Raw genomic sequence first — 21830 nt, 5'->3', positions numbered from 1 at the left:
AATTACTAAAAATAAATTGGCCGTTAATAAAACAATGTCAACTTTTACTTTGGCATATTCTGCATCATCTGCATCATACGTTTTCCGCCTCCACCTTGCATCATTTTCATCATCTTACTCATTTGTGTAAATTGCTTCAAGAGCTGATTCACTTCTTGAACTGAAGTTCCAGAACCTTTTCCTATTCGTTTTTTACGACTAGAATTAATCACGGATGGATTAGCACGTTCTTCTGGTGTCATAGAGTGAATAATAGCTTCGATGCCTTTAAAAGCATCATCATCAATATCAATATCTTTCATCATTTTTCCTGCTCCAGGAATCATGCCGACAAGATCTTTCATATTACCCATTTTCTTGATTTGCTGAATTTGCTTCAAGAAATCATCAAACCCAAATTGGTTTTTGGCAATCTTCTTTTGTAATTTTCTTGCCTCTTCTTCATCGAACTGTTCTTGTGCACGTTCAACAAGCGAAACCACATCACCCATTCCCAAAATACGATCTGCCATACGAGAAGGATAGAAAACATCAATCGCTTCCATCTTTTCACCCGTACCAATAAATTTAATTGGCTTATTAACTACCGATTTAATTGATATCGCAGCACCACCACGTGTATCACCATCTAATTTAGTAAGGATAACACCATCAAAATTTAAAATATCATTGAAGGCTTTTGCTGTATTAACAGCATCTTGACCGGTCATGGAGTCGACCACAAATAAGGTTTCTTGTGGCTGAATGGCTTTATGAATATTAGAAATTTCAGTCATCATAGCCTCATCTACAGCTAAACGACCAGCAGTATCTATAATCACCACATTGTAACCATTAGCTTTAGCGTGTGCTATACCTGCTTGCGAAATGGCAACAGGATCATTATTACCTCTATCACTAAATACCTCAACGCCTATCTGCTCACCAACAACATGTAATTGATCGATTGCAGCAGGACGATAAACATCACAAGCTACCAATAAAGGTTTTTTGGTTTTTTTATTTTTTAAATAATTAGCCAGTTTACCAGAAAATGTTGTTTTACCAGACCCTTGTAAACCAGACATTAGAATCACACTTGGATTGCCAGATAGATTGATGCCTTCCGCATCACCACCCATAAGTTCGGTTAACTCGTCTTTAACGAGTTTTACCATTAACTGACCTGGTTGCAAAGTCGTTAATACATCTTGGCCTAGTGCTTTTTCCTTTACTCGAACGGTAAATTCTTTGGCGGTTTTAAAGTTAACATCGGCATCTAAAAGCGCACGTCTTACTTCTTTTAAAGTTTCTGCAACATTAACTTCAGTAATGCTTCCATGCCCCTTTAGTACGTGTAACGCTTTATCTAACTTATCACTTAAATTATTAAACATGTTTTTAGTCTTCTGTTCGCAGTCCGCATTGAGCAGGCCACAAAATTTTAATAGGTTGCAAATTTATGAATTTATGAGGAAATTATGACTTGGTTTTTGAATTAGTTTTTCGCCCTAGTATGAGTTTACAGTTGCTAACTATCGTTACCACTGATTTTTAAATTATGACTAAAACTGAAGTCGTCCTGGAACAAATCATCACATATTATTTACTAGGTGGAGTCGTTGGCCGTATTTCAATTTTACTTGGTAAAGTCCTTGGATTCATTTTTAATAAATCGACAACCAATTCGCCCATATCCTCAATCTGAATTTTCCATGCTCCTTTATCACTTGGCTCATTCCCATTGAAATGTGTAGAAACCGAACCTGGCATAATGGTACTAACTTTCACGCCATACTGTCTTAAATCTAACATCACAGCTTGTGTAAATCCGGTAACTCCAAATTTGCTCGCGTTATATGCGGAACCACCAGCAAAGAAATTTGTACCTGCTAAACTAGAAATTGTAATATAATAACCTTTGGATTCTTTTAATGCATCTACACTAGCTTTAATGGAATTAAAAACACCTGAAAGATTAGTATCAATGACGTCATTCCATTGTTCTACAGTTAACTCTTCAATGCTTCCAAAATGGCCGAGCCCTGCATTGGCTATCACGATATCCAATTGTCCAAAGGTGCTCAAAGCCTGATTTACAGCTTCTTTCTGACTGTCGAGTCGCCTAACATCTGCTTGCACTCCGATTACAGCACCTTTACTATTTGTTTTTGAGGCTAACGAATCAGCAGCTTCATTGGCCGCATTTTCATCACGACTGGTAATTACTACTTTTAATCCTTGTCTGAGTAACGCTTCAGCCACTCCGTAGCCAATTCCTTTTGTACCACCCGTTATTAACGCTACTTTTCCTTTTAAATCTTTCATGTTTTCTCTTTTTTGGTTCTATCCAAATTTACAAAACAGGAATAGAACTTGAAATTTTGAAATGTTATGAAAATGATAAAATTGATGGTGTCGAATCTATAACCGTAAACTCAACTATTTTACCCGTTTTGTAATTAAAGCCAATTGTCCCATGTGATTGGCTTGGTGTTCCATAACGTGAAACCAAGCCCAATGGTTACTCATGCCACCATTAACTTCAGCAAACCAAGCATCGTCTTTAGTTTTTAAAAGTTGTTTTGTGTTTTGCCTTACCTCATCGAAAATCTTGAGGTAGAAAGATATTGGTTGCCCTATAAATTCTTCTCTGGCTTTTTCACCAAGACTTAAGGCCGTTGCCCATCGTTTTTTTTCATCTTTATTAAACGCTCTCCCTTCAAAAGTATAAGATTGATAATAAGCTTCCGTAGCCGCTAAATGATAAATTATGGCACCTATGCGATTGGCATTTTCATCTAAAAGAAAATCGGTGCCATCTTGGTCTAATCCATCCACTAAATGCACCACGCGTTCTTTCAAATTATCGAGCATTGCGACCATATTACCTATATTTTGAGAATACCCTTCTGGCGGTTTTATTTCGTATTGTGCAAATAAAGCGGACGTAAATAAACTTGTAATTACAAATAGAATTTGGATTTTAATTTTCATGGCTTTCTGATTTATGTTTATCTAGTATAACCCAAAACAGCACTAAACTTTAAAAATACCAAGAAATTAATGCAAATTGAATCTGCTATTTACAGCTAAAATCGTCTATTGTTCTGGTGGATATTTCGAAAAAACTTTTTCAACTATTTTCTCAAATTGTGCTGCACGTATTTCTGGTGTTGCATTAGGGTTGTAACTACTCTCTGCAATAGCTTGCCAAAACAAGCGCTCACCATTCGATTTATCAACAAAATCAATCATTATTTCTCGGTTGTTATTGCGCTGACCTACAGGGATTCCAATTGAGACACCACCTCCAACACGTCCTCCGCCTCCACCAACGCCAATACCAACATTACTGTTGTTTCGGCTATGGATGTCCTGACTTTGAATATCAATGAAAAATTCAGGATTTTCTGATTTTGATAACCCCATATTTTTGAGTTTAGCATCCATAGCCCTAATTAAGCGCTTGGTGTCTAATTCACTCAGACCCGTTTTCATGTTATCGAAATAATTGTAACTTTTATAGTTGTTAAAATTGGTCGATTTTTCATAGTCATAGTGTACAGTACTTCCGCAAGAAGTCATAAAAAATAGTACGAAAAGGAATTTTAAATGTTTCATCTTTTTATTTTAAAAATAAAAAAAATCAGTTACAAATTCATGAATATTGTGCTAATTAAAAATTAATGAAGTCAAAATCAACCTAATTTTTCTTCTCATTAGGCTCAACGGCTTTAGTCAATGAAGACGAAATAATACCTGTTGGAATAGCTACAACACCTAAACCTATTAACAATATAAAAAAAGTAAAAATGCGTCCTCCAACTGTTATGGGATATACATCACCATATCCTACCGTGGTTAAGGTTACAATAGACCACCAGAGACTGTCGAAAATTGAAGTAAAATGTTCTGGTTGAGCGGCATTTTCGAAATAATAAATACCTACTGCCGCAAAATATATAAGCATTAAGGTTATAATCATAAATAAGATAATTTGTTCCTTCGCCACTATCATAGCATTTGCAAAATGCCGCATCGCTTTGTTATAGCGCACCAATTTGAACAATCTAAATAACCTAAACATTCTAAGCAAACGTAAGGAACGTAAATCGATACCAAAGGCTAAATAAAACGGTAGAATAGCCAAAAAATCTATAATGCCGAAGAAACTAAAAATGAATTTTGGTTTATTATCGGCGACATAAATCCGAGCTAAATATTCAAATGTAAAAATGACTACGCAAAATGCTTCAATGGTATTTAAAACTATTCTAGTTTGAGGTTGTAAATCTGGTAAGGTTTCAATTGAAAAAGTTACTACCGAAAAAATTATTAAAAACTGAATAAAATAGGCAAAACGTTTACTTTGTTTGGTATCGTTGAGTTCTACCAGATTTTTCAGATATGTTTTCATAGTTTAAGATGAAACATTAATCATTCAACAACCTCCAAAGCTTATCTTTTAACTCAGTTAAGCCTTGTTGTGCTACAGAAGAAATAAACATAAAATCAGCTTTTAAATCTTTCTTTAAGATTGTTGATATTTCAGTTTTAAGTTCCTCATCTAACATATCAGATTTTGAGATACAGACCAATCTTTCCTTATCTAACATTTCGGGATTATAACGTCTTAATTCGTCTTCTAAAATCTTATATTGTTCCACAATATCTTTGGCATCCGCAGGAATTAAGAATAAAAGAATTGAATTGCGTTCGATATGCCTTAAAAAGTAATACCCTAAACCTTTACCTTCTGCGGCACCTTCAATAATACCCGGAATATCCGCCATAACAAAAGATTGGAAATCACGATACTCCACGATGCCTAAATTAGGCTTTAAAGTGGTAAACTCATAATCTGCAATTTTTGGCTTTGCAGAGGTTAAGACAGACAATAAAGTCGACTTTCCTGCATTAGGAAACCCAACTAATCCTACATCGGCTAAAACTTTAAGCTCTAATGTAATATCTTTTTCTTCAAGTGGAATACCCGGTTGTGCATATCTTGGGGTTTGATTTACTGAGCTCTTAAAGTGCCAGTTTCCTCGTCCTCCCATGCCTCCTTCAACTACAATTTTTTCTTCGCCATCTTCTGTAATTTCAAATAAAATATTATTTGTTTCAGAATCCCGAACCACAGTTCCCAATGGGACATCTACATACATATCTTCACCATCGGCTCCGGTACTTCTTCCAGAACTTCCATGTGCTCCATGGCCAGCTCTAATATGGCGTTTGAATTTTAAATGAATCAATGTCCAAAGATTAGAATTACCACGAAGAATAACATGACCACCTCGACCACCATCACCTCCATCTGGTCCCCCTTTAGCTATATATTTTTCGCGATGTAAATGCGATGAGCCTTTTCCTCCATTTCCGGAAGTCACGTGCATTTTTACGTAGTCTACGAAGTTACCCTCTGTCATGTTCACTGCCCACAAAAGTGGGTCTCTTTTAAGTTAAAATCTTATTCTATTCTCTCATCATGTAATAAATATACATGATGAAATTTCTGCGTACGCTATAATTTAGAGTTTATCTATTACAGCACTTAAACGCTCTGTAATATCTTCAATACTCCCTACCCCATCAACCCCAAAATACTTATCTTGTGCTGCGTAATAGTCTTTTAAGATCGCCGTTTTATTGTAATACTCCTTAATTCGGTTTCTAATGATTTTTTCATCAGCATCGTCCGCTCTTCCACTAGTTTTTCCTCTTTCGAGCAAACGTTTAACCAAAACATTATCATCAACTTCGAGCGCTACCATGGCATTAATTTGAGAATCTTTACTGTCCATTAATTTATCTAACGCTTTGGCTTGTCCATTGGTTCTTGGAAAACCATCGAAAATAAAACCATTGGCACCGGCATTTTTCTCTACTTCTTTATTTAACATCTCTATAGTCACTTGATCTGGCACTAATTCTCCTTTATCCATATATGACTTGGCTAACATTCCCAATGCCGTTTCGTTTTTAATATTAAATCTAAAAACATCACCTGTTGAAATATGAATTAAATCGTATTTTTCTTTTAAATAATTAGCTTGTGTTCCTTTACCTGCACCTGGAGGACCAAATAGCACTAAGTTTGTCATGTGTTGTGTGGTTTTTAATTGATAAACGTCTGGTAAATCTCGCCCTAATCCATCGTAATCCAAGCCGTAGCCAACGATGAACTTATTAGGAATCTCCATACCAACGTAATGAAGTTTAAAATCTTTATCGTAAGCTTCAGGTTTGTAAAACAAGGTCGCGATAAGCAATTGTTTAACATTTTCATTTTCAAAAATACGATGTACTTCTTCTAATGTTTTGCCTGAATCTATAATGTCTTCTAAAATAACAACCGTTCTTCCGGTTAAATCTTGCGTCAACCCAATTAAACGTTGAATATCTTCAGTGGATTTAACACCTTCATAAGATGCTAATTTTATAAATGTGACTTCACAAGGCTTCGGATATTTCTTTACAAAATCGCTCACTAACATAAAGGAACCATTCAAAATCCCAACAAAAACAGGTACTTCATCTCCTAAATCATCAGCAATGCTATCAACCATTTTTTGGACAGCAGTATCTATTTCTTGTTCTGAAATGAAAGGTTTGAAGTATAAATCGTGAAGCTTAATCACTTTATTTTTATTTTAGAATGGCGAAGATAAACATTTTGATTGACGATTGGTCGTTTTTTGATTTACGAATTTCTAAGGTTGTCTCATTTTTACCTTATTTTTGTTGTTGAAAAGCACAAATTTTCATCATAATTAATTAAGTTTTTTATATTTTTTCGATCTATCGAAAATCGAGAAAAGAACATTAATCTAACTAAAAAAAATCCCGTTTTCGTGGGAAATACATATGAATTATTTTTCTTCAAATTTCAAACTTGGCATTCTTGGTGGCGGACAGTTGGGCAAAATGATGCTATACGACACGCGCAAATTCGATATTTACACCTGTGTTTTAGATCCTAGCCCTGAAGCACCATCACGATTGGCTTGCGATGAATTTAACGTAGGAGATTTAATGGATTACGACACTGTGATTAACTTCGGCAAAAACGTTGATGTACTCACTATTGAAATTGAAAATGTCAATGTTGATGCCTTAGAAACACTTGAGAAACAAGACGTAAAAGTTTTTCCATCTTCTAAAACTTTACGAACTATTCAAAATAAGGCCACTCAGAAATTATTTTATCGCGACAATAACATACCAACGGCAGATTTTATGCGATTTTCTGATTCGTCTAAAATTAATAAAGTTGTCGATAATGGTGATTTAGTTTTTCCTTTTGTATGGAAAAGTGCACGATTTGGTTATGATGGTACAGGTGTAAAAGTCGTTAGAAATGAAAATGACTTAGTCGATTTACCTAATGTGGAATGCATTACGGAAAAATTAATTCCATTTAAAAATGAATTAGCGGTGATCGTTGCCAGAAACGAAATTGGTGACGTAAAAACGTATCCTGTTGTGGAGATGGAGTTTCATCCCGAAGCCAATCAGGTAGAATATGTAATTTGTCCGGCTAGAATTCCTGATGCAATTTCTCAGAAAGCAGAAACAGTAGCATTAAAAGTAGCTTCCGCATTTGAACATGTTGGTTTACTGGCGGTTGAAATGTTTCAAACTGAAAATGATGATATTTTAGTGAACGAAGTAGCTCCAAGACCACATAATTCTGGCCACTACAGTATTGAGGCCAGTTATACTTCACAATTTGAACAGCAAATTAGATGCGTATTAGGTTTGCCTTTAGGTGACACCAAAAGTAAAGTCGCTGGTGTAATGGTTAATCTTGTTGGCGCAGATGGCCATACAGGCGATGTCGTCTATAAAAATATAGATAAGATTTTAGCTATGGAAGGTGTCACCCCTCATATTTATGGTAAAAAACAAACGAGACCTTTTAGAAAAATGGGCCATGTTACCATTGTGAACAAAGATGTTGCTGTAGCTCGTAAAGTAGCTGAGAAAGTAAAAAAGAGTATTGCCGTTATATGTGAATAATTACTATGCAAAAAGCATTGTGAAAAATGCAATCATTGTTTCTGATTTTAATTCTCATATAAATAAAATCGCTAAAAATACTGAACCATTATTAGTTTTAAAGCAGGAACAAACTGTTAATGGATTCAAAAAAATTCGCAATGACACGTCAGTTGTCTTAACTTTGATTATTGTAGATAATTAACTGAAAGAATTAGAATTTTTAATAACGTGATTATAAATTTAATCAACACAACAAAATGAGCAAAGTAGCCGTAATAATGGGAAGTAAAAGCGACATGCCAGTAATGCAAGACGCTATAGATATATTAAAAGAATTTGATATTGATGTTGAAGTTGATATCGTTTCAGCACATCGTACACCTGAAAAATTATTCGATTTTAGTAAAAATGCACATACTAGAGGCATCAAAGTTATTATTGCTGGTGCTGGTGGTGCTGCACATTTACCAGGCATGGTTGCCTCTTTATCTCCTCTTCCTATAATAGGAGTGCCTGTAAAAAGCAGCAATTCTATAGATGGTTGGGATTCCGTTTTGTCTATTTTACAGATGCCCGGCGGAGTTCCTGTAGCAACGGTTGCTCTTAATGGCGCAAAAAATGCAGGTATATTGGCTGCTCAAATATTAGGCAGTTCAGATCAAAATATATTGGATAAAATAGTAAATTATAAAGAAGATTTAAAAACTAAGGTTTTTGATTCTGCGAAAGATCTTTAATGCCATTTATAACCTATAAAGTTACCTAGTAACATAGGTATAATTTGGTATTAAAAAGCCTCAACTCTCGTTAAGGCTTATCGCTATTAATCAATTCTACTTTAACATTATTATTTCTGCCAAGTAATTTAACTAAATTACAAAATACTTCACATTTTTGTGTCACAAAATAAGTTAAAATAAAGATTATCAATTATTTAACAAGAACTTACAACAAATGAATATTCTTAATAAAACATTCGAAACCACATATAATACCGCACCATTTTCAAAAATTAAAACCAGCGATTTTATGCCTGGGTTTAAAACAGCTATTGAAAAAGCAAAATCAGAAATCGATGCAATTACATCAAATAACGAGGTTCCTACTTTTAAAAATACAATTGAAGCACTTGATTATTCTGGTGAAGAATTAAATCGAATTTCAAGTATTTTTTTTAATTTGAATTCTGCCGAAACGAATGATGAGATTCAAAAAATTGCTCAAGAAGTTTCACCACTACTTTCAGACTTTAGTAATGATATTACCCTGAATGAAGCATTGTTTAAACGTGTAAAATCAGTTTATGATGCTCAATCGGAAATTGATTTATCTACTGAACAAAAAACACTTCTCGAAAAAAAATATAAAGGATTTGCCAGAAACGGAGCGAATTTACCTAAAGACAAAAAGGAAAAACTCAGAGCTATCGATAAAGAGTTGAGTCAATTAAAATTGAAGTTTGGTGAACATATTTTGACGGAAACAAATAAGTTTGAAATGCATTTAACTGATGAAAATGATGTTTCGGGATTACCAGATGGAGCCAAAGAAGCTGCCAAACAATTAGCTGAAAGCAAAGATAAAGACGGTTGGGTGATTACTTTAGATTATCCAAGCTATATTCCGTTTATGACTTATGCCGACAACCGAGAATTAAGAGAAAAACTATCAAAAGCTTTTGGCAGCAAAGGGTTTAATAATGATGAATTAGACAATAAAGATATTGTTCTTAAAATTGCGAATTTAAGATTTGAACGCGCTCAACTTTTAGGTTATAAAAGTCATGCTCATTTTGTTCTTGAAGAACGCATGGCAGAAACACCAAAAAAAGTAACGTCTTTTTTAAATGACTTATTAGACAAAGCAAAACCAGCTGCAAAAGACGAATTTACTAACTTGGAGAATTTTGCAAAGGGTTTAGACGCTATCGATCAGCTTCAAAAATGGGATTCGGCTTATTATTCTGAAAAATTGAAACAAAAATTATTCGATTTAGATGATGAAAAATTGAAACCGTATTTTAAATTAAACAATGTAATTGATGGAGCTTTTACTATTGCCCACAAATTGTTTGGTTTGCAGTTTGAAGAAATAAACACTATTGATAAATATCACGATGACGTTTTAACTTACAAAGTTACAGATAGCGAAGGCGCATTAATATCTATTTTCTATGCGGACTTTTTTCCACGTGCAGGCAAACGAAATGGAGCTTGGATGACATCTTACAAGCCTCAGATGATTAAGGATGGTAATAACGACAGACCACATGTTTCTATAGTTTGCAACTTTACAAAACCAACTAAAAGTAAACCATCTTTATTAACGTTTAATGAAGTAACTACTTTATTCCATGAGTTCGGGCACGCACTTCACGGCATGCTAGCCAACACTACATATCCGAGTTTATCCGGTACAAGTGTCTATTGGGATTTTGTAGAATTACCGAGTCAGGTATTAGAAAATTGGTGCTATGAGAAAGAAGCCTTAGAATTATTTGCTACGCATTATGAAACTGGTGAAGTTATTCCGATGGAACTTATTGATAAGATTAAAGCCTCTGCGACCTTTCATGAAGGTATGCAAACGCTTCGTCAATTGAGTTTTGGACTATTAGATATGTCTTGGCATGGTATTAATCCATCAAAAATTAAGAATGTAAAAGCACATGAAGTTGATGCTTTTGGAGACACAAGTTTGTATCCTGATGTTCCTGAGAATTGTATGAGTACATCTTTTTCGCATATTTTTCAAGGAGGCTATTCATCTGGCTATTACAGCTACAAATGGGCAGAAGTATTAGATGCCGACGCTTTTGAATATTTTAAAGAAGAAGGTATCTTCAATAAAATAGTGGCTAATAAATTTAAAACCTACGTGTTATCTCAAGGAGGCACAGAAAACCCTATGGTTTTGTACAAAAAGTTTAGAGGTCAAGAACCACAACCAGAAGCGCTTTTACGTCGAGCTGGATTATTAACCTAAAACCAACGTCTTTATATCGTTGTAAAAAAATGGAAACTTCAATTCATTTTTTTAACCTACTTTTGAATCCGCAATGAAATTGAAAAATGCCTAAGCACGTAATAGACCCCAATAAATGGGTAAATTTATATTCAGATTATCTTTTTAATTACACTATTTCCCGTGTAAATGATAGAGACATTGCTCAGGATTTAATTTCTGACACCTTTTTGGCTGGACTAAAATCCATGAAAAATTTTAAAGGTGAAGCCAGTGAACGTACTTGGCTGATTTCAATATTAAAGCGAAAGATTATTGATTATTATCGAAAAATAAATTCTAATAAAGGTAAAGCCGAAATTAGAATGAGCTATATCAATAGCGAAGAATCGGAAGGAGATTGGCTAGAAGAACGTGTAGCTGATCCTTCAGATAAAACGGCAGAAGACACGTTGGTCAATTCTGAATTAGGTGATGCTATTTACGATTGTTTAGAAAAACTACCCCAAAAACAAGCCGAAGTTTTTAAAATGAAAACAATTCTAGGATACGATACGGAAACAATTTGTAATGAATTAGAAATTACTCCGTCTAACTTATGGGTCATTATTCATAGAGCCCGAACAGCATTAGCAGAATGCATGGAGGAAAATTGGTTTTAAATATTAAAAATCCTTTCGATTTGAAAGGTTGTAATTTGTAATGAAAAAAAGTTTTTTATTTATAAGCTGTGAAGAAGCTAAACATATTTGTGATAAAGCACAATATAATGAAGCTTCTATTTGGGAACATTTTAAGCTTAGCTTACGACTTATGTATTGTCGTATAACTAAAAGTTATTCTAGCAAAAACAAACAATTAAGTAAAGTTATAGAAACCTCTGAGGTGAAATGTTTAAAAGCAGAAGAACGACGCAGACTTCAAAATCAATTTAACGAAGCATTATCCGAACAACAACAAACTAATTAACCACAGAATAGGAACACTCTCCACCCAAAATGGGCTATAATATTTAGATTGATCTTTATTAGAAAAAAATAGAAGCACTCCAGATATTAAAGCGATAAGAATAGTAGTTAATTTAGTTTCTTCTTTCAAACCATCCAGCATCACAAATAATAATAAAAGTAAAACACCAAAAATTTTGGTTTTTTTTATGCCAATTTTTTGAGGAATTGTGGCCAGTTTTAAACTGTCATAATTCAAATCTCTAATTTCAAAAGGTAACATTAAAACTAGGATAAAGAAGAACCGCTGTACGCCTAAAACGACTATTTCTGTATCAATCGGAATTTCGTTATTAACCACGGGTGAAAAAACAGAAGCAAATGTCCACACCAAGGCAATAACATAGACTTTTATACCTCCTATTTGTCGTAAATTTTTATGATCATCAAATAAATATTGTTTTGGAATCATAATCGGAATGGCATAAAAAAAAGTTATTATACCTAGAATTCCAGTTAAGATTAATGTCTGTACTTCGAGAAAAAAAGCAAAATAACACATGGCCGTAAATGCCAATAATGAAAATATCTGAATAACCCTTAACCAACTTGCTAAACTGCGATGATGAAATTTCGCTACACCAAAATATTTTACAAAGTTATAGCCCGTAATAGTCGCACAAAACACAAAACCGAGAAGATGCTTATCAATTAATAAATCTAACTCAATTAGTGTCACCCAAACTAAAGCTAACGCTGCGAATGCAACATGAATACTACTATTTAAATAAAAATTGAAACTACGTTTGAGCATGTCCATTGTTCAAAAATAAGCATTGTGTTAATAACCTTAGCTTTCGGTTAAAAACTTTACACCTCATTATTTATAAAACAAGCCGAAATACGTACTTTTGCAAAATAAAGTAAACGATATTTTTTTATATGGATACAACCTCATTTGCACTTAGACATATTGGTCCAAATTCCGACGACCAAAAAGCCATGTTAGACACTATTGGCGTTTCTAGTATTGAACAATTAATAACAGAAACCATTCCAGATAATATACGTCTAGAAAACGATCTAGATCTCGATGCTGCAATGAGTGAACAAGAATATTTAAATCATATTTACAAATTATCTCAACTTAACAAAGTTTATAAATCTTATATAGGTTTAGGGTATCATCCAACAAATTTACCAGCTGTTATTCAGCGTAACATTTTAGAAAACCCGGGTTGGTATACCGCTTACACCCCTTACCAAGCCGAAATTGCTCAAGGGCGATTAGAAGCCTTATTAAATTTTCAAACCATGGTTATTGATTTAACCGGTATGGAAATTGCAAATGCGTCTCTTTTGGATGAAAGTACAGCCGCAGCAGAGGCCATGTCATTATTATTCGCTGTTAGAGAGCGTAGCCAAAAGAAAGCGAATGTCAATAAGTTTTTTGTATCAGATTTAGTATTACCACAAACTATAGACTTATTAGAAACAAGAGCAAACCCGATTGGCATTGAATTAGTTATTGGTAATGAAGCCGAGTACAATCTTTCAAATGAATACTTCGGAGCTTTATTACAATATCCTGGAAAAAATGGTCAGATTACAGATATTAAATCGTTTATAGAACAGGCCAATGCGAAAAATATAAAAGTAGCTGTTGCTGCTGATATTTTAAGTTTAGTTAAGCTTGAAGCTCCAGGTAAATTTGGGGCTGATGTTGTCGTTGGTACCACACAGCGTTTTGGAATACCGATGGGTTACGGCGGACCTCATGCTGCATACTTTGCGACTAAAGAAGCCTATAAACGCGATGTACCTGGGCGTATAATTGGCGTTACAAAAGACACCAATGGCAACAGAGCATTACGTATGGCTTTACAAACGCGCGAGCAGCACATTAAGCGCGACAAAGCCACTTCTAATATTTGTACAGCACAAGTATTATTGGCGGTTATGGCAGGGATGTATGCCGTTTATCATGGCCCTAAAGGTTTAACATTTATCGCTGATAAGGTTAAAAATTCTGCCTCTACTCTAGCCAAAGCTTTAGAAAATCTTGAATTAGAGCAGGTAAACTCAAATTATTTTGATACGCTCCAAATTAAAGCCGATGCCGTTAAAGTAAAATATGAAGCCGAAAAATGTGAAGTCAATTTTCATTATCCAGATACACATACTATAACCATTTCTATAAATGAAACCACAACGATTTCAGACTTAAATGAAATTATTTCGATTTTTGAAACCGTAACCGGAAATACTACAGATAGAATTGATTCTATTTCTAATAATAAAACTATTCCAGATCACCTAAAACGTCAATCCGATTTTTTAACGGTTGATGTATTTAATACCTATCATTCCGAGACAGAGCTAATGCGTTATGTAAAACGTTTAGAACGAAAGGATTTAGCTCTAAATCACTCCATGATCTCTTTAGGCTCATGTACCATGAAATTAAATGCTGCTTCAGAGATGCTACCATTGAGTTGGCCAAACTGGGGTAATATGCATCCATTTGCACCAGTAAATCAACCTATTGGTTATAAATTGATGTTGCATGAATTAGAAAGTCAACTATCAGAAATCACTGGTTTTGCAGCAACATCACTTCAACCTAATTCTGGTGCACAGGGTGAATTTGCTGGATTAATGGTTATAAAAGCCTATCATGAATCTCGTGGAGATCATCACAGAAACATTTGTTTAATACCTTCTTCTGCACACGGAACAAATCCTGCAAGTGCTGTTATGGCTGGTATGAAAGTCGTGGTTACCAAAGCTTCAGAAAACGGAAATATTGATGTTGATGATTTAAGAGAAAAAGCAGAACTGCATAAAAATAATCTTTCGGCTATTATGGTCACCTATCCATCAACACATGGTGTTTATGAAGCGTCTATAAAAGAAATCACTAAAATCATTCACGACAATGGTGGACAAGTATATATGGATGGCGCCAATATGAATGCACAGGTTGGATTGACGAACCCTGGAAATATCGGTGCTGATGTTTGTCATTTAAATTTACATAAAACCTTTGCTATTCCACATGGTGGTGGTGGACCAGGAGTTGGACCTATATGTGTTGCCGAACAATTAGTTCCTTTTTTACCTGGAAATCCAATTATAAAAACTGGTGGTCACCAAGCGATTTCAGCAATTTCAGGCGCACCTTTTGGTTCGTCTTTAGTATGCCTTATTTCTTATGGCTATATTAAAATGTTAGGTTACAGAGGTCTTAAGAAAGCTACGGAAGTAGCAATACTTAATGCCAATTATATTAAAGAACGCTTAAAAGGGTCTTACCCAACGCTGTACTCTGGAGAAATGGGAAGAGCGGCACATGAGATGATTATAGATTGTCGTGATTTTAAAGCCAATGGTATCGAAGTTACCGACATCGCCAAACGTTTAATGGATTATGGGTTTCATGCACCAACAGTTTCATTTCCTGTGGCGGGAACCATGATGATTGAACCTACTGAAAGCGAAAGTAAAGCCGAAATGGATCGTTTTTGTGATGCAATGATTTCAATACGAAAAGAAATTGATGCCGCTGATAAAGACGAGCCAAACAACATGCTTAAAAATGCGCCGCATACTTTAGATATGCTAACTTCAAATGAATGGCTTTTACCATATTCTAGAGAAGCTGCGGCTTTTCCACTAGATTTTGTAAGAGACAATAAATTTTGGCCAAGTGTACGACGTGTAGATGACGCTTACGGAGATCGAAACTTAATTTGTAGCTGCGCTCCTATTGAAGATTACATGGATGCTTAAAAAAGAAAGCGAATGCCGTGCTTTTTTATGTATTTCAAATTATAAATACCATTTATTAAGAATTTATTAAAAATTAAAGCTTTAAAACGGTAAATTATAGAAAACTCTATAATATTAATTAGCTTCGTACTAATGAAATTAAAATAACTATGGCGATTAGAATAACGGGAACAGGAAGTTATATACCAAGCATAATTGAAAAGAATGAAGATTTTTTTAATCATCAATTTTTAAATGCTGATGGCTCTGCCATAAATAGTCCAAATGAAGTCATTGTAGAAAAATTCAAAGCGATTACTGGTATACAAGAGCGTCGCTATATTAAAGATGAGCTATTAAATTCAGATATCGCATTCTATGCTTCTCAAAAGGCAATTGAAGATGCTCAAATCGATAAAGAAACCATCGATTATATTATTGTTGCTCATAATTATGGTGACTTAAAGCACAATAATCAACAAAGCGATACCGTGCCAAGTATTGCTTCTCGTGTGAAGCATTTACTAAAAATTAAAAATCCAAAATGCGTAGGTTACGATTTACTTTTTGGTTGTCCTGGTTGGATAGAAGGAGTGATACAAGCGAAAGCGTTTATCTCGGCTGGCTTAGCCAAACGTTGTTTGGTGATAGGATCTGAAACTTTATCGAGAGTTATAGATAAACACGATAGAGATTCTATGATTTATAGTGATGGAGCTGGCGCTGTAATTGTAGAAGATGATCATCGAGAAGGTGGGATTTTAGCCCATGAAACGGCAACTTATGCTTTAGATGAAGCGCATTTTATCTTTTTTGGCGAAACTAATAATCCCGAAATAACAGATCAACGCCGATATATAAAAATGTATGGTCGTAAAATTTATGAATTTGCACTTTCTAATGTTCCGAAAGCTCTAAAATCTTGTTTAGAAAAAAGTGGTAAATCAATTACTGATGTAAAAAAAATATTGATTCATCAGGCCAACGAAAAAATGGACGAAGCCATTGTACAACGCTTTTACAAATTATATAAGATGGAAATGCCAAAGGACATTATGCCAATGACCATTAATACCCTTGGTAATTCTAGTGTAGCTACCGTACCTACCCTATTAGATATGATTTTGAAAGGTGAATTAGAAAACCAAGTTATTAACGAGGGAGATGTTATTTTGTTCGCTAGTGTTGGTGCCGGTATGAATATTAATGCTATTGTTTATCAGCATTAAAATATATTGACTCACAACTTGATTGATGTACGAGAAAACATTTCCTAACAAAAGATTTAAACTGACTCTTCAGTTTTTACGTAAACATATCGATAAAACAACATCTATTTTAGACTTAGGAGTAGAGAATCCATTTTCAAAAATTATGATTTCAGACGGTTATTCTGTTAAGAATACTTCTGGTGAGGACTTAGATGATAATCAATCAGCAATCGAAAACTCTTCTGCTGATGTTGTTACCGCTTTTGAAATTTTTGAACATCTGTTATCTCCTTATGAGGTTTTAAAATCCATTAAGGCAGAAAAAATTGTGGTTAGTGTTCCTTTAAAATTATGGTTTGCTTCAGCTTATAGAAGTAAAACAGACATGCGAGATAGACATTATCATGAATTTGAAGATTGGCAACTCGATTGGTTATTAGAAAAAACAGGCTGGATTATTAAAGATCGACAGAAGTGGACCAATCCGGTAAATAAACTAGGATTTAGACCTATCTTAAGACGCTTTACCCCACGTTACTATATCGTCTACGCAGAAAAAGCATCAAATATCAATTCTTAAATAGGAAATTCAACTTGGGTTTACTTAGCTTTGAAATTTAGTATTTGAAATTTATAATGAATTTCCATATCATAATTCCGGCGCATAACGAAGAAGATTACATTCGTAAAACTTTAGAATCGTTGGTGCTGCAAACTTTGCTGCCAAAGGCTTTGGTTGTAGTCAACGATAATTCTACAGACCACACTCAGCGTTTAGTTGAAGAATATGCATCTAAATTTCCTTGGATCTCCATTGTAAATTCAAGGTCTACAGATCAACATTTACCCGGATCTAAAATTATAAACGCATTCAACAAAGGCTTAGAAAGGCTCGATAGCAATTACGACGTTATTTGCAAATTTGATGCGGATTTGATTTTTCCTGATAATTATTTAGAAACACTAGCTAACCATTTCACCGAGAATAAAAATTTGGGTATGGCTTCCGGTTTCTGTTACATTGAAAAAAATAATCAATGGACTCTAGAAAACCTAACGAACAAAGATCATATTAGAGGAGCACTCAAAGCTTACAGAAAAGATTGCTTTACACAAATAGGTCAATTAAAACCTTCGATGGGTTGGGACACCGTTGACGAGTTACTCGCTAAATATCACGGTTGGGATATTCTAACCGATGAAAGTCTTCATGTAAAACATTTAAAACCAACAGGTCAATCCTATAACAAAGCCTCTAAATATTTGCAAGGAGAAGCGATGTACAAAATGCGTTATGGTTTTTGGATTACTTTGATTTCCGCAATAAAATTGGCTTATAAAAAACGAAGTTTTACGCTTTTCAGAGATTATATGACAGGTTATTCTAGAGCTAAATCAGATAAAAAAGATTTTTTGGTTTCTAAAACTGAAGGAAAATTTATTAGAGATTTACGTTGGAAGGGCATTTTCAACAAATTGAAATAAATGATTTTGACATAAATTCAGCTTGTGCTTTTGTTAAAAACTCCATTGCTTGTAACTGTTGGAAGCTTCCAATGTCGTTTCTATACTGTCATCTAATTCGGGAAAAAAATCAATTCCTGTTAAAGACTCAATTTCATCAACAGAAACCACAAATTTATATAATGGTAGATCGGAATTTTTGTGATTCATTAAAAATGCCAACATCTTAATTTCACCCTTGTTATTATCCAAAATAACTTTGTAAAACTGGTTTGGCACTGAAACATTTTCATCTCCTATAGATTTCAAATTATGTTGTAAGATACCACCTGTAACCACAAAAACGCCATCATTCTTTTTTGCCCAAAATCGTACTTTTTGTTCTAACCGATTCCAAACACCAGCATTAAACTGATGTTTTTGTGGACTAATATTACTGGTTAAAAATGTTTCATCATGGGCGTCTTTTGTATAACGCCTATCCCCTGCCGGACACAGATGGCCTTTATCATACCCCGATTTTTTATAATTTCCCCAATGAGCTGCTCCTGTTTTAACCGCTTTATCGATTTCAAAATAAGGTCTTTTGTGGTTAATAAAACTTAAGTGTGAAGCTTTTAATTCGTAAGCCACCCATTCTGCTTGTTCGTGAGTTTCATTATAAGATAAAGAATAATTTTGGTGATGTATTATTTGGTTCGTGGTACTAGTTGGTAAATAATATGCGTTGGTATTGATTTTTATTATTTTACCTTCATTAACTACTTCTGCTTTTTCTTTGAAGTCTAAATAATAATCAAAGCTATAAATACCAATAACTATTAATATAGCAATAATACTAAATATTGGTTTTTGTTTCAATGCCCGAATTTAATCAATAACAAATCCCAAAACCTCACCAGTAGCAGCGTTTGGAAAACTGATTCCTAATAATGCTGAGATGGTCGGTGCAATGTCCGGAATTACAGTTTTATCATAAGTTTCTCCGTGCTTTATCCCTTTTCCAAAAAACAATAAGGGCACATGGGTATCATAATTTAAGGCACTTCCATGTGTAGACCCAGTATTACCATACGAAATAAACGCAGTATCGTCTACCAATATTATATCGCCTGAGCGTTTCTGATTAAACCCATTTTGTAATAATTCTTCTATTCCTGTTGAGAAACTAGAAGAACTCATGGTAGTTGCCGTATAAACCTTAGAAATATTCTTATAACCCAATTGTTCCATCGCTATGGCATTCTGAACATCAGTAAGTGCTAAACCTAAAGATTTAACTTTGGCTCTATCTAAAAATATTTGATTGTTACTTATGTTTTCTACTATATCTTCAGTACCATAAGTGCTATTCAAAAACGTATTAAATTTTTCTTTCCTATCTTTTCTGTCTACATAACCAGCTGGCACTTTTACAGAGTTTAAATATGATGGTACATCGACTGCACCATGATCTGAAGTTAAGAAAACGGTGTACTCTCCTTTACCAACGGTTTCATCTAAATATTGAAAAAGACGCTCTAAGTCAAGATCTAAACGGATATAAGTATCTTCAATTTCTTTAGAGTTGACTCCAAAATTATGCCCCACGTAATCTGTAGCAGAAAAACTAACCGCCAAAACATCTGTAATGTTGTCTTTACCTAGATTTTCTGCTTTTATAGCGGCCAGCGCAAAATCTGTGGTCAAACTATTTCCGTAAGGCGTCGCCTTTAAAATATCAAATCCTCTATTGTCTTTACTCAAAGCTTTTAAGTCGTATGGAAATGTAGCTTTATCTTTGCCTCTAAAACCACCTTCGAAAGTATTTTCATCTATACCACTTTCTGTATAAGTCGCAATATCATAAACTGTATTCCATTCTTTCAAGTAAGATTCTGCAGTATCAGATGTATTAAAATTTTTCACCCATTGTGGTAAATCTTTCATGTAAAAAGTACTAGAAATCCATGAGCCTTCATCTCTTCCATGAAACCAATATGCTGCATTAGCCGTATGCCCAGCCGGTAAAATAGCACCTCTATCTTTTAAAGAAATTCCAATAGTTTTTCCTTGCATTTGTGTAAATAATCTATTCTCATCCGCAACCGTTGTGGTTTGCATTCTATGCGGTGACATTTGACCTGCGTCGTCTGTAGTCCCAATAGACTGCACCTTATCATCACCTGCACAATACACAAACTCCTTAGTTTCTTTATCATACCAATTATTACCAATTATACCATGATATTTTGGGGTGGTACCGGTAAACACTGATGCATGCCCCGGACCTGTGTAAGTTGGTACGTAATTAAAATGATTATTCTTACAATTAAAACCTTCGTTCATCATCCGTTTAAATCCGCCATTACCAAACTTAGAATAAAATCTTGTTAAATAATCATATCTCATTTGGTCCACAACTAAACCGACCACTAACTTTGGTCTAGCGTTAATTTCAATTGATGGCATTTCTGATGCTTTGTTAGTAGTAGCGTTTTGCGAGCCACAAGAACAAAATAAAAATAAAACCATTATTAAGGTGATGGTATTTTTCATTAGGATAAGTCTTTTAAATGAATTTCAAAAATACGATTTTTATGTTACCTTAATTTTAATTTTAAGTAATTTCATATGTTTTTGATTGGTACTATTTAATTGCTATATACCGTTCGCAGATAATCAGTTTTATACATGAAAAAAAAATGAATATGCTCATATCCTAATCATTTTTTATACTTTAGCAATAATAAATTTACATATGACTTACCTGCAAAATATAGGCACATATTTCTTAATGATTAAGGATATATTCCGAAGACCTACTAAATGGTCTGTGATGAGACCTTTAATTTTAAAAGATATAGACGATCTTATCATCGGATCGTTGGGAATTGTTGCCTTTATTTCCTTTTTCGTTGGAGGGGTTGTTGCCATACAAACCTCATTGAATATGACTAGTCCAATAATGCCAAAATATTTAGTTGGTTTTGCCACTAGACAATCTATAATATTAGAATTTGCACCTACATTTATTTCCATTATTATGGCTGGTAAAGTAGGTTCTTTTATTACCTCTAGTATAGGTACCATGCGTGTTACTGAACAAATTGATGCGCTTGAGGTTATGGGTATCAATGCTATAAACTATCTTGTTTTTCCTAAATTTATTGCATTATCGCTTTATCCATTTGTGATTTCAATTGCTATGTTTTTAGGAGTTTTAGGAGGGTTAGCCGCTTCAGTTTACGGGGGTTACGGTACCGCTGAAGATTTTATTGAAGGTGTAAAAACAGACTTCATTCCTTTTCATTTCATTTATGCTTTTGCAAAAACTTTTGTTTTCGCCTTTTTATTAGCCACTATCCCATCGTTCTATGGGTATTTTATGAAAGGTGGAGCTTTAGAAGTAGGGAAGGCAAGTACAACATCATTTGTATGGACGAGTGTAATGATAATACTAACAAACTTTTTACTAACCAGCATGTTATTGGGCTAATTAACT

At 34.2% G+C, this 21830-nt stretch carries 20 protein-coding genes; 10 read left to right on the top strand and 10 right to left on the bottom strand.

The features are described 5' to 3' along the window. Positions 1-44 precede the first annotated feature (44 nt). The 7 genes from ffh to QMA06_RS14605 form a co-directional block, all read right to left on the bottom strand. On the bottom strand, positions 45-1376 hold the full coding sequence (ffh, locus tag QMA06_RS14635; protein WP_290207645.1) for a signal recognition particle protein: 1332 nt from the start codon (positions 1374-1376) through the stop codon (positions 45-47). A 205-nt stretch (positions 1377-1581) separates the two neighbouring features. Beyond that, positions 1582-2307, bottom strand: coding sequence for an SDR family oxidoreductase (locus tag QMA06_RS14630; protein ID WP_290207644.1), 726 nt, complete (start codon positions 2305-2307; stop codon positions 1582-1584). Positions 2308-2421: 114 nt separating this feature from the next. Further along, the gene (locus tag QMA06_RS14625; RefSeq protein ID WP_290207643.1) at positions 2422-2976 is read right to left on the bottom strand and encodes a DinB family protein; all 555 of its coding nucleotides are present in this window, start codon (positions 2974-2976) and stop codon (positions 2422-2424) included. A gap of 105 nt (positions 2977-3081) precedes the next feature. After that, complete coding sequence (locus QMA06_RS14620; RefSeq protein ID WP_290207642.1) at positions 3082-3603, bottom strand: DUF4136 domain-containing protein; 522 nt, start codon at positions 3601-3603, stop codon at positions 3082-3084. Between the two features lie 82 nt (positions 3604-3685). After that, complete coding sequence (locus QMA06_RS14615) at positions 3686-4399, bottom strand: ion transporter (RefSeq protein WP_290207641.1); 714 nt, start codon at positions 4397-4399, stop codon at positions 3686-3688. A gap of 16 nt (positions 4400-4415) precedes the next feature. Further along, complete coding sequence (obgE, locus tag QMA06_RS14610) at positions 4416-5414, bottom strand: GTPase ObgE (protein ID WP_290207640.1); 999 nt, start codon at positions 5412-5414, stop codon at positions 4416-4418. A 102-nt stretch (positions 5415-5516) separates the two neighbouring features. After that, on the bottom strand, positions 5517-6626 hold the full coding sequence (locus QMA06_RS14605; protein WP_290207639.1) for an adenylate kinase: 1110 nt from the start codon (positions 6624-6626) through the stop codon (positions 5517-5519). 226 nt (positions 6627-6852) lie between these two features. Between QMA06_RS14605 and QMA06_RS14600 the strand changes: the two genes are divergently transcribed. The 5 genes from QMA06_RS14600 to QMA06_RS14580 all read left to right on the top strand — a co-directional run bounded on the left by QMA06_RS14600 (position 6853) and on the right by QMA06_RS14580 (position 11922). Next, the gene (locus QMA06_RS14600) at positions 6853-8007 is read left to right on the top strand and encodes a 5-(carboxyamino)imidazole ribonucleotide synthase (protein ID WP_290207638.1); all 1155 of its coding nucleotides are present in this window, start codon (positions 6853-6855) and stop codon (positions 8005-8007) included. Positions 8008-8246: 239 nt separating this feature from the next. After that, positions 8247-8726, top strand: coding sequence for a 5-(carboxyamino)imidazole ribonucleotide mutase (purE, locus tag QMA06_RS14595; RefSeq protein ID WP_290207637.1), 480 nt, complete (start codon positions 8247-8249; stop codon positions 8724-8726). A gap of 217 nt (positions 8727-8943) precedes the next feature. Further along, complete coding sequence (locus tag QMA06_RS14590; protein WP_290207635.1) at positions 8944-10974, top strand: M3 family metallopeptidase; 2031 nt, start codon at positions 8944-8946, stop codon at positions 10972-10974. An 86-nt stretch (positions 10975-11060) separates the two neighbouring features. Then, positions 11061-11615 (top strand): sigma-70 family RNA polymerase sigma factor, encoded by a 555-nt coding sequence (locus QMA06_RS14585; protein ID WP_290207634.1) that lies wholly within the window; start codon positions 11061-11063, stop codon positions 11613-11615. A gap of 40 nt (positions 11616-11655) precedes the next feature. Continuing rightward, the gene (locus tag QMA06_RS14580) at positions 11656-11922 is read left to right on the top strand and encodes a hypothetical protein (protein ID WP_290207632.1); all 267 of its coding nucleotides are present in this window, start codon (positions 11656-11658) and stop codon (positions 11920-11922) included. On the opposite strand, the gene QMA06_RS14575 is transcribed toward QMA06_RS14580, so the two are convergent. Further along, positions 11896-12714: a UbiA prenyltransferase family protein gene (locus tag QMA06_RS14575; RefSeq protein WP_318036610.1), complete on the bottom strand. Its 819-nt coding sequence runs from the start codon at positions 12712-12714 to the stop codon at positions 11896-11898. The genes QMA06_RS14580 and QMA06_RS14575 overlap by 27 nt on opposite strands. A 128-nt stretch (positions 12715-12842) precedes the next feature. Between QMA06_RS14575 and gcvP the strand changes: the two genes are divergently transcribed. The 4 genes from gcvP (at position 12843) to QMA06_RS14555 (ending at position 18367) form a co-directional block, all read left to right on the top strand. Beyond that, entirely contained in the window at positions 12843-15692 is a 2850-nt protein-coding gene (gcvP, locus tag QMA06_RS14570; RefSeq protein WP_290207630.1) for an aminomethyl-transferring glycine dehydrogenase, read from the top strand. A gap of 149 nt (positions 15693-15841) precedes the next feature. After that, complete coding sequence (locus tag QMA06_RS14565; RefSeq protein WP_290207628.1) at positions 15842-16900, top strand: 3-oxoacyl-ACP synthase III family protein; 1059 nt, start codon at positions 15842-15844, stop codon at positions 16898-16900. Positions 16901-16925: 25 nt separating this feature from the next. Continuing rightward, positions 16926-17462, top strand: coding sequence for a methyltransferase (locus QMA06_RS14560; RefSeq protein WP_290207627.1), 537 nt, complete (start codon positions 16926-16928; stop codon positions 17460-17462). A gap of 56 nt (positions 17463-17518) precedes the next feature. Further along, entirely contained in the window at positions 17519-18367 is an 849-nt protein-coding gene (locus QMA06_RS14555; protein ID WP_290207626.1) for a glycosyltransferase family 2 protein, read from the top strand. Positions 18368-18400: 33 nt separating this feature from the next. On the opposite strand, the gene QMA06_RS14550 is transcribed toward QMA06_RS14555, so the two are convergent. Both QMA06_RS14550 and pafA read right to left on the bottom strand, forming a co-directional pair. Further along, the gene (locus QMA06_RS14550) at positions 18401-19207 is read right to left on the bottom strand and encodes a DNA/RNA non-specific endonuclease (protein WP_290207625.1); all 807 of its coding nucleotides are present in this window, start codon (positions 19205-19207) and stop codon (positions 18401-18403) included. A gap of 9 nt (positions 19208-19216) precedes the next feature. Next, complete coding sequence (gene pafA, locus QMA06_RS14545; RefSeq protein WP_290207624.1) at positions 19217-20884, bottom strand: alkaline phosphatase PafA; 1668 nt, start codon at positions 20882-20884, stop codon at positions 19217-19219. 202 nt (positions 20885-21086) lie between these two features. Here pafA and QMA06_RS14540 point away from each other — a divergent pair, with 202 nt between their 5' ends. After that, entirely contained in the window at positions 21087-21824 is a 738-nt protein-coding gene (locus QMA06_RS14540; protein ID WP_290207623.1) for an MlaE family ABC transporter permease, read from the top strand. Positions 21825-21830: the final 6 nt, after the last annotated feature.

The organism is Winogradskyella bathintestinalis (genome assembly GCF_030407435.1).
GTDB classification, from domain to species: domain Bacteria; phylum Bacteroidota; class Bacteroidia; order Flavobacteriales; family Flavobacteriaceae; genus Winogradskyella; species Winogradskyella bathintestinalis.
Note: the sequence above shows the minus strand (reverse complement) of the source record. Positions and strands in the feature narration are given on the sequence as shown.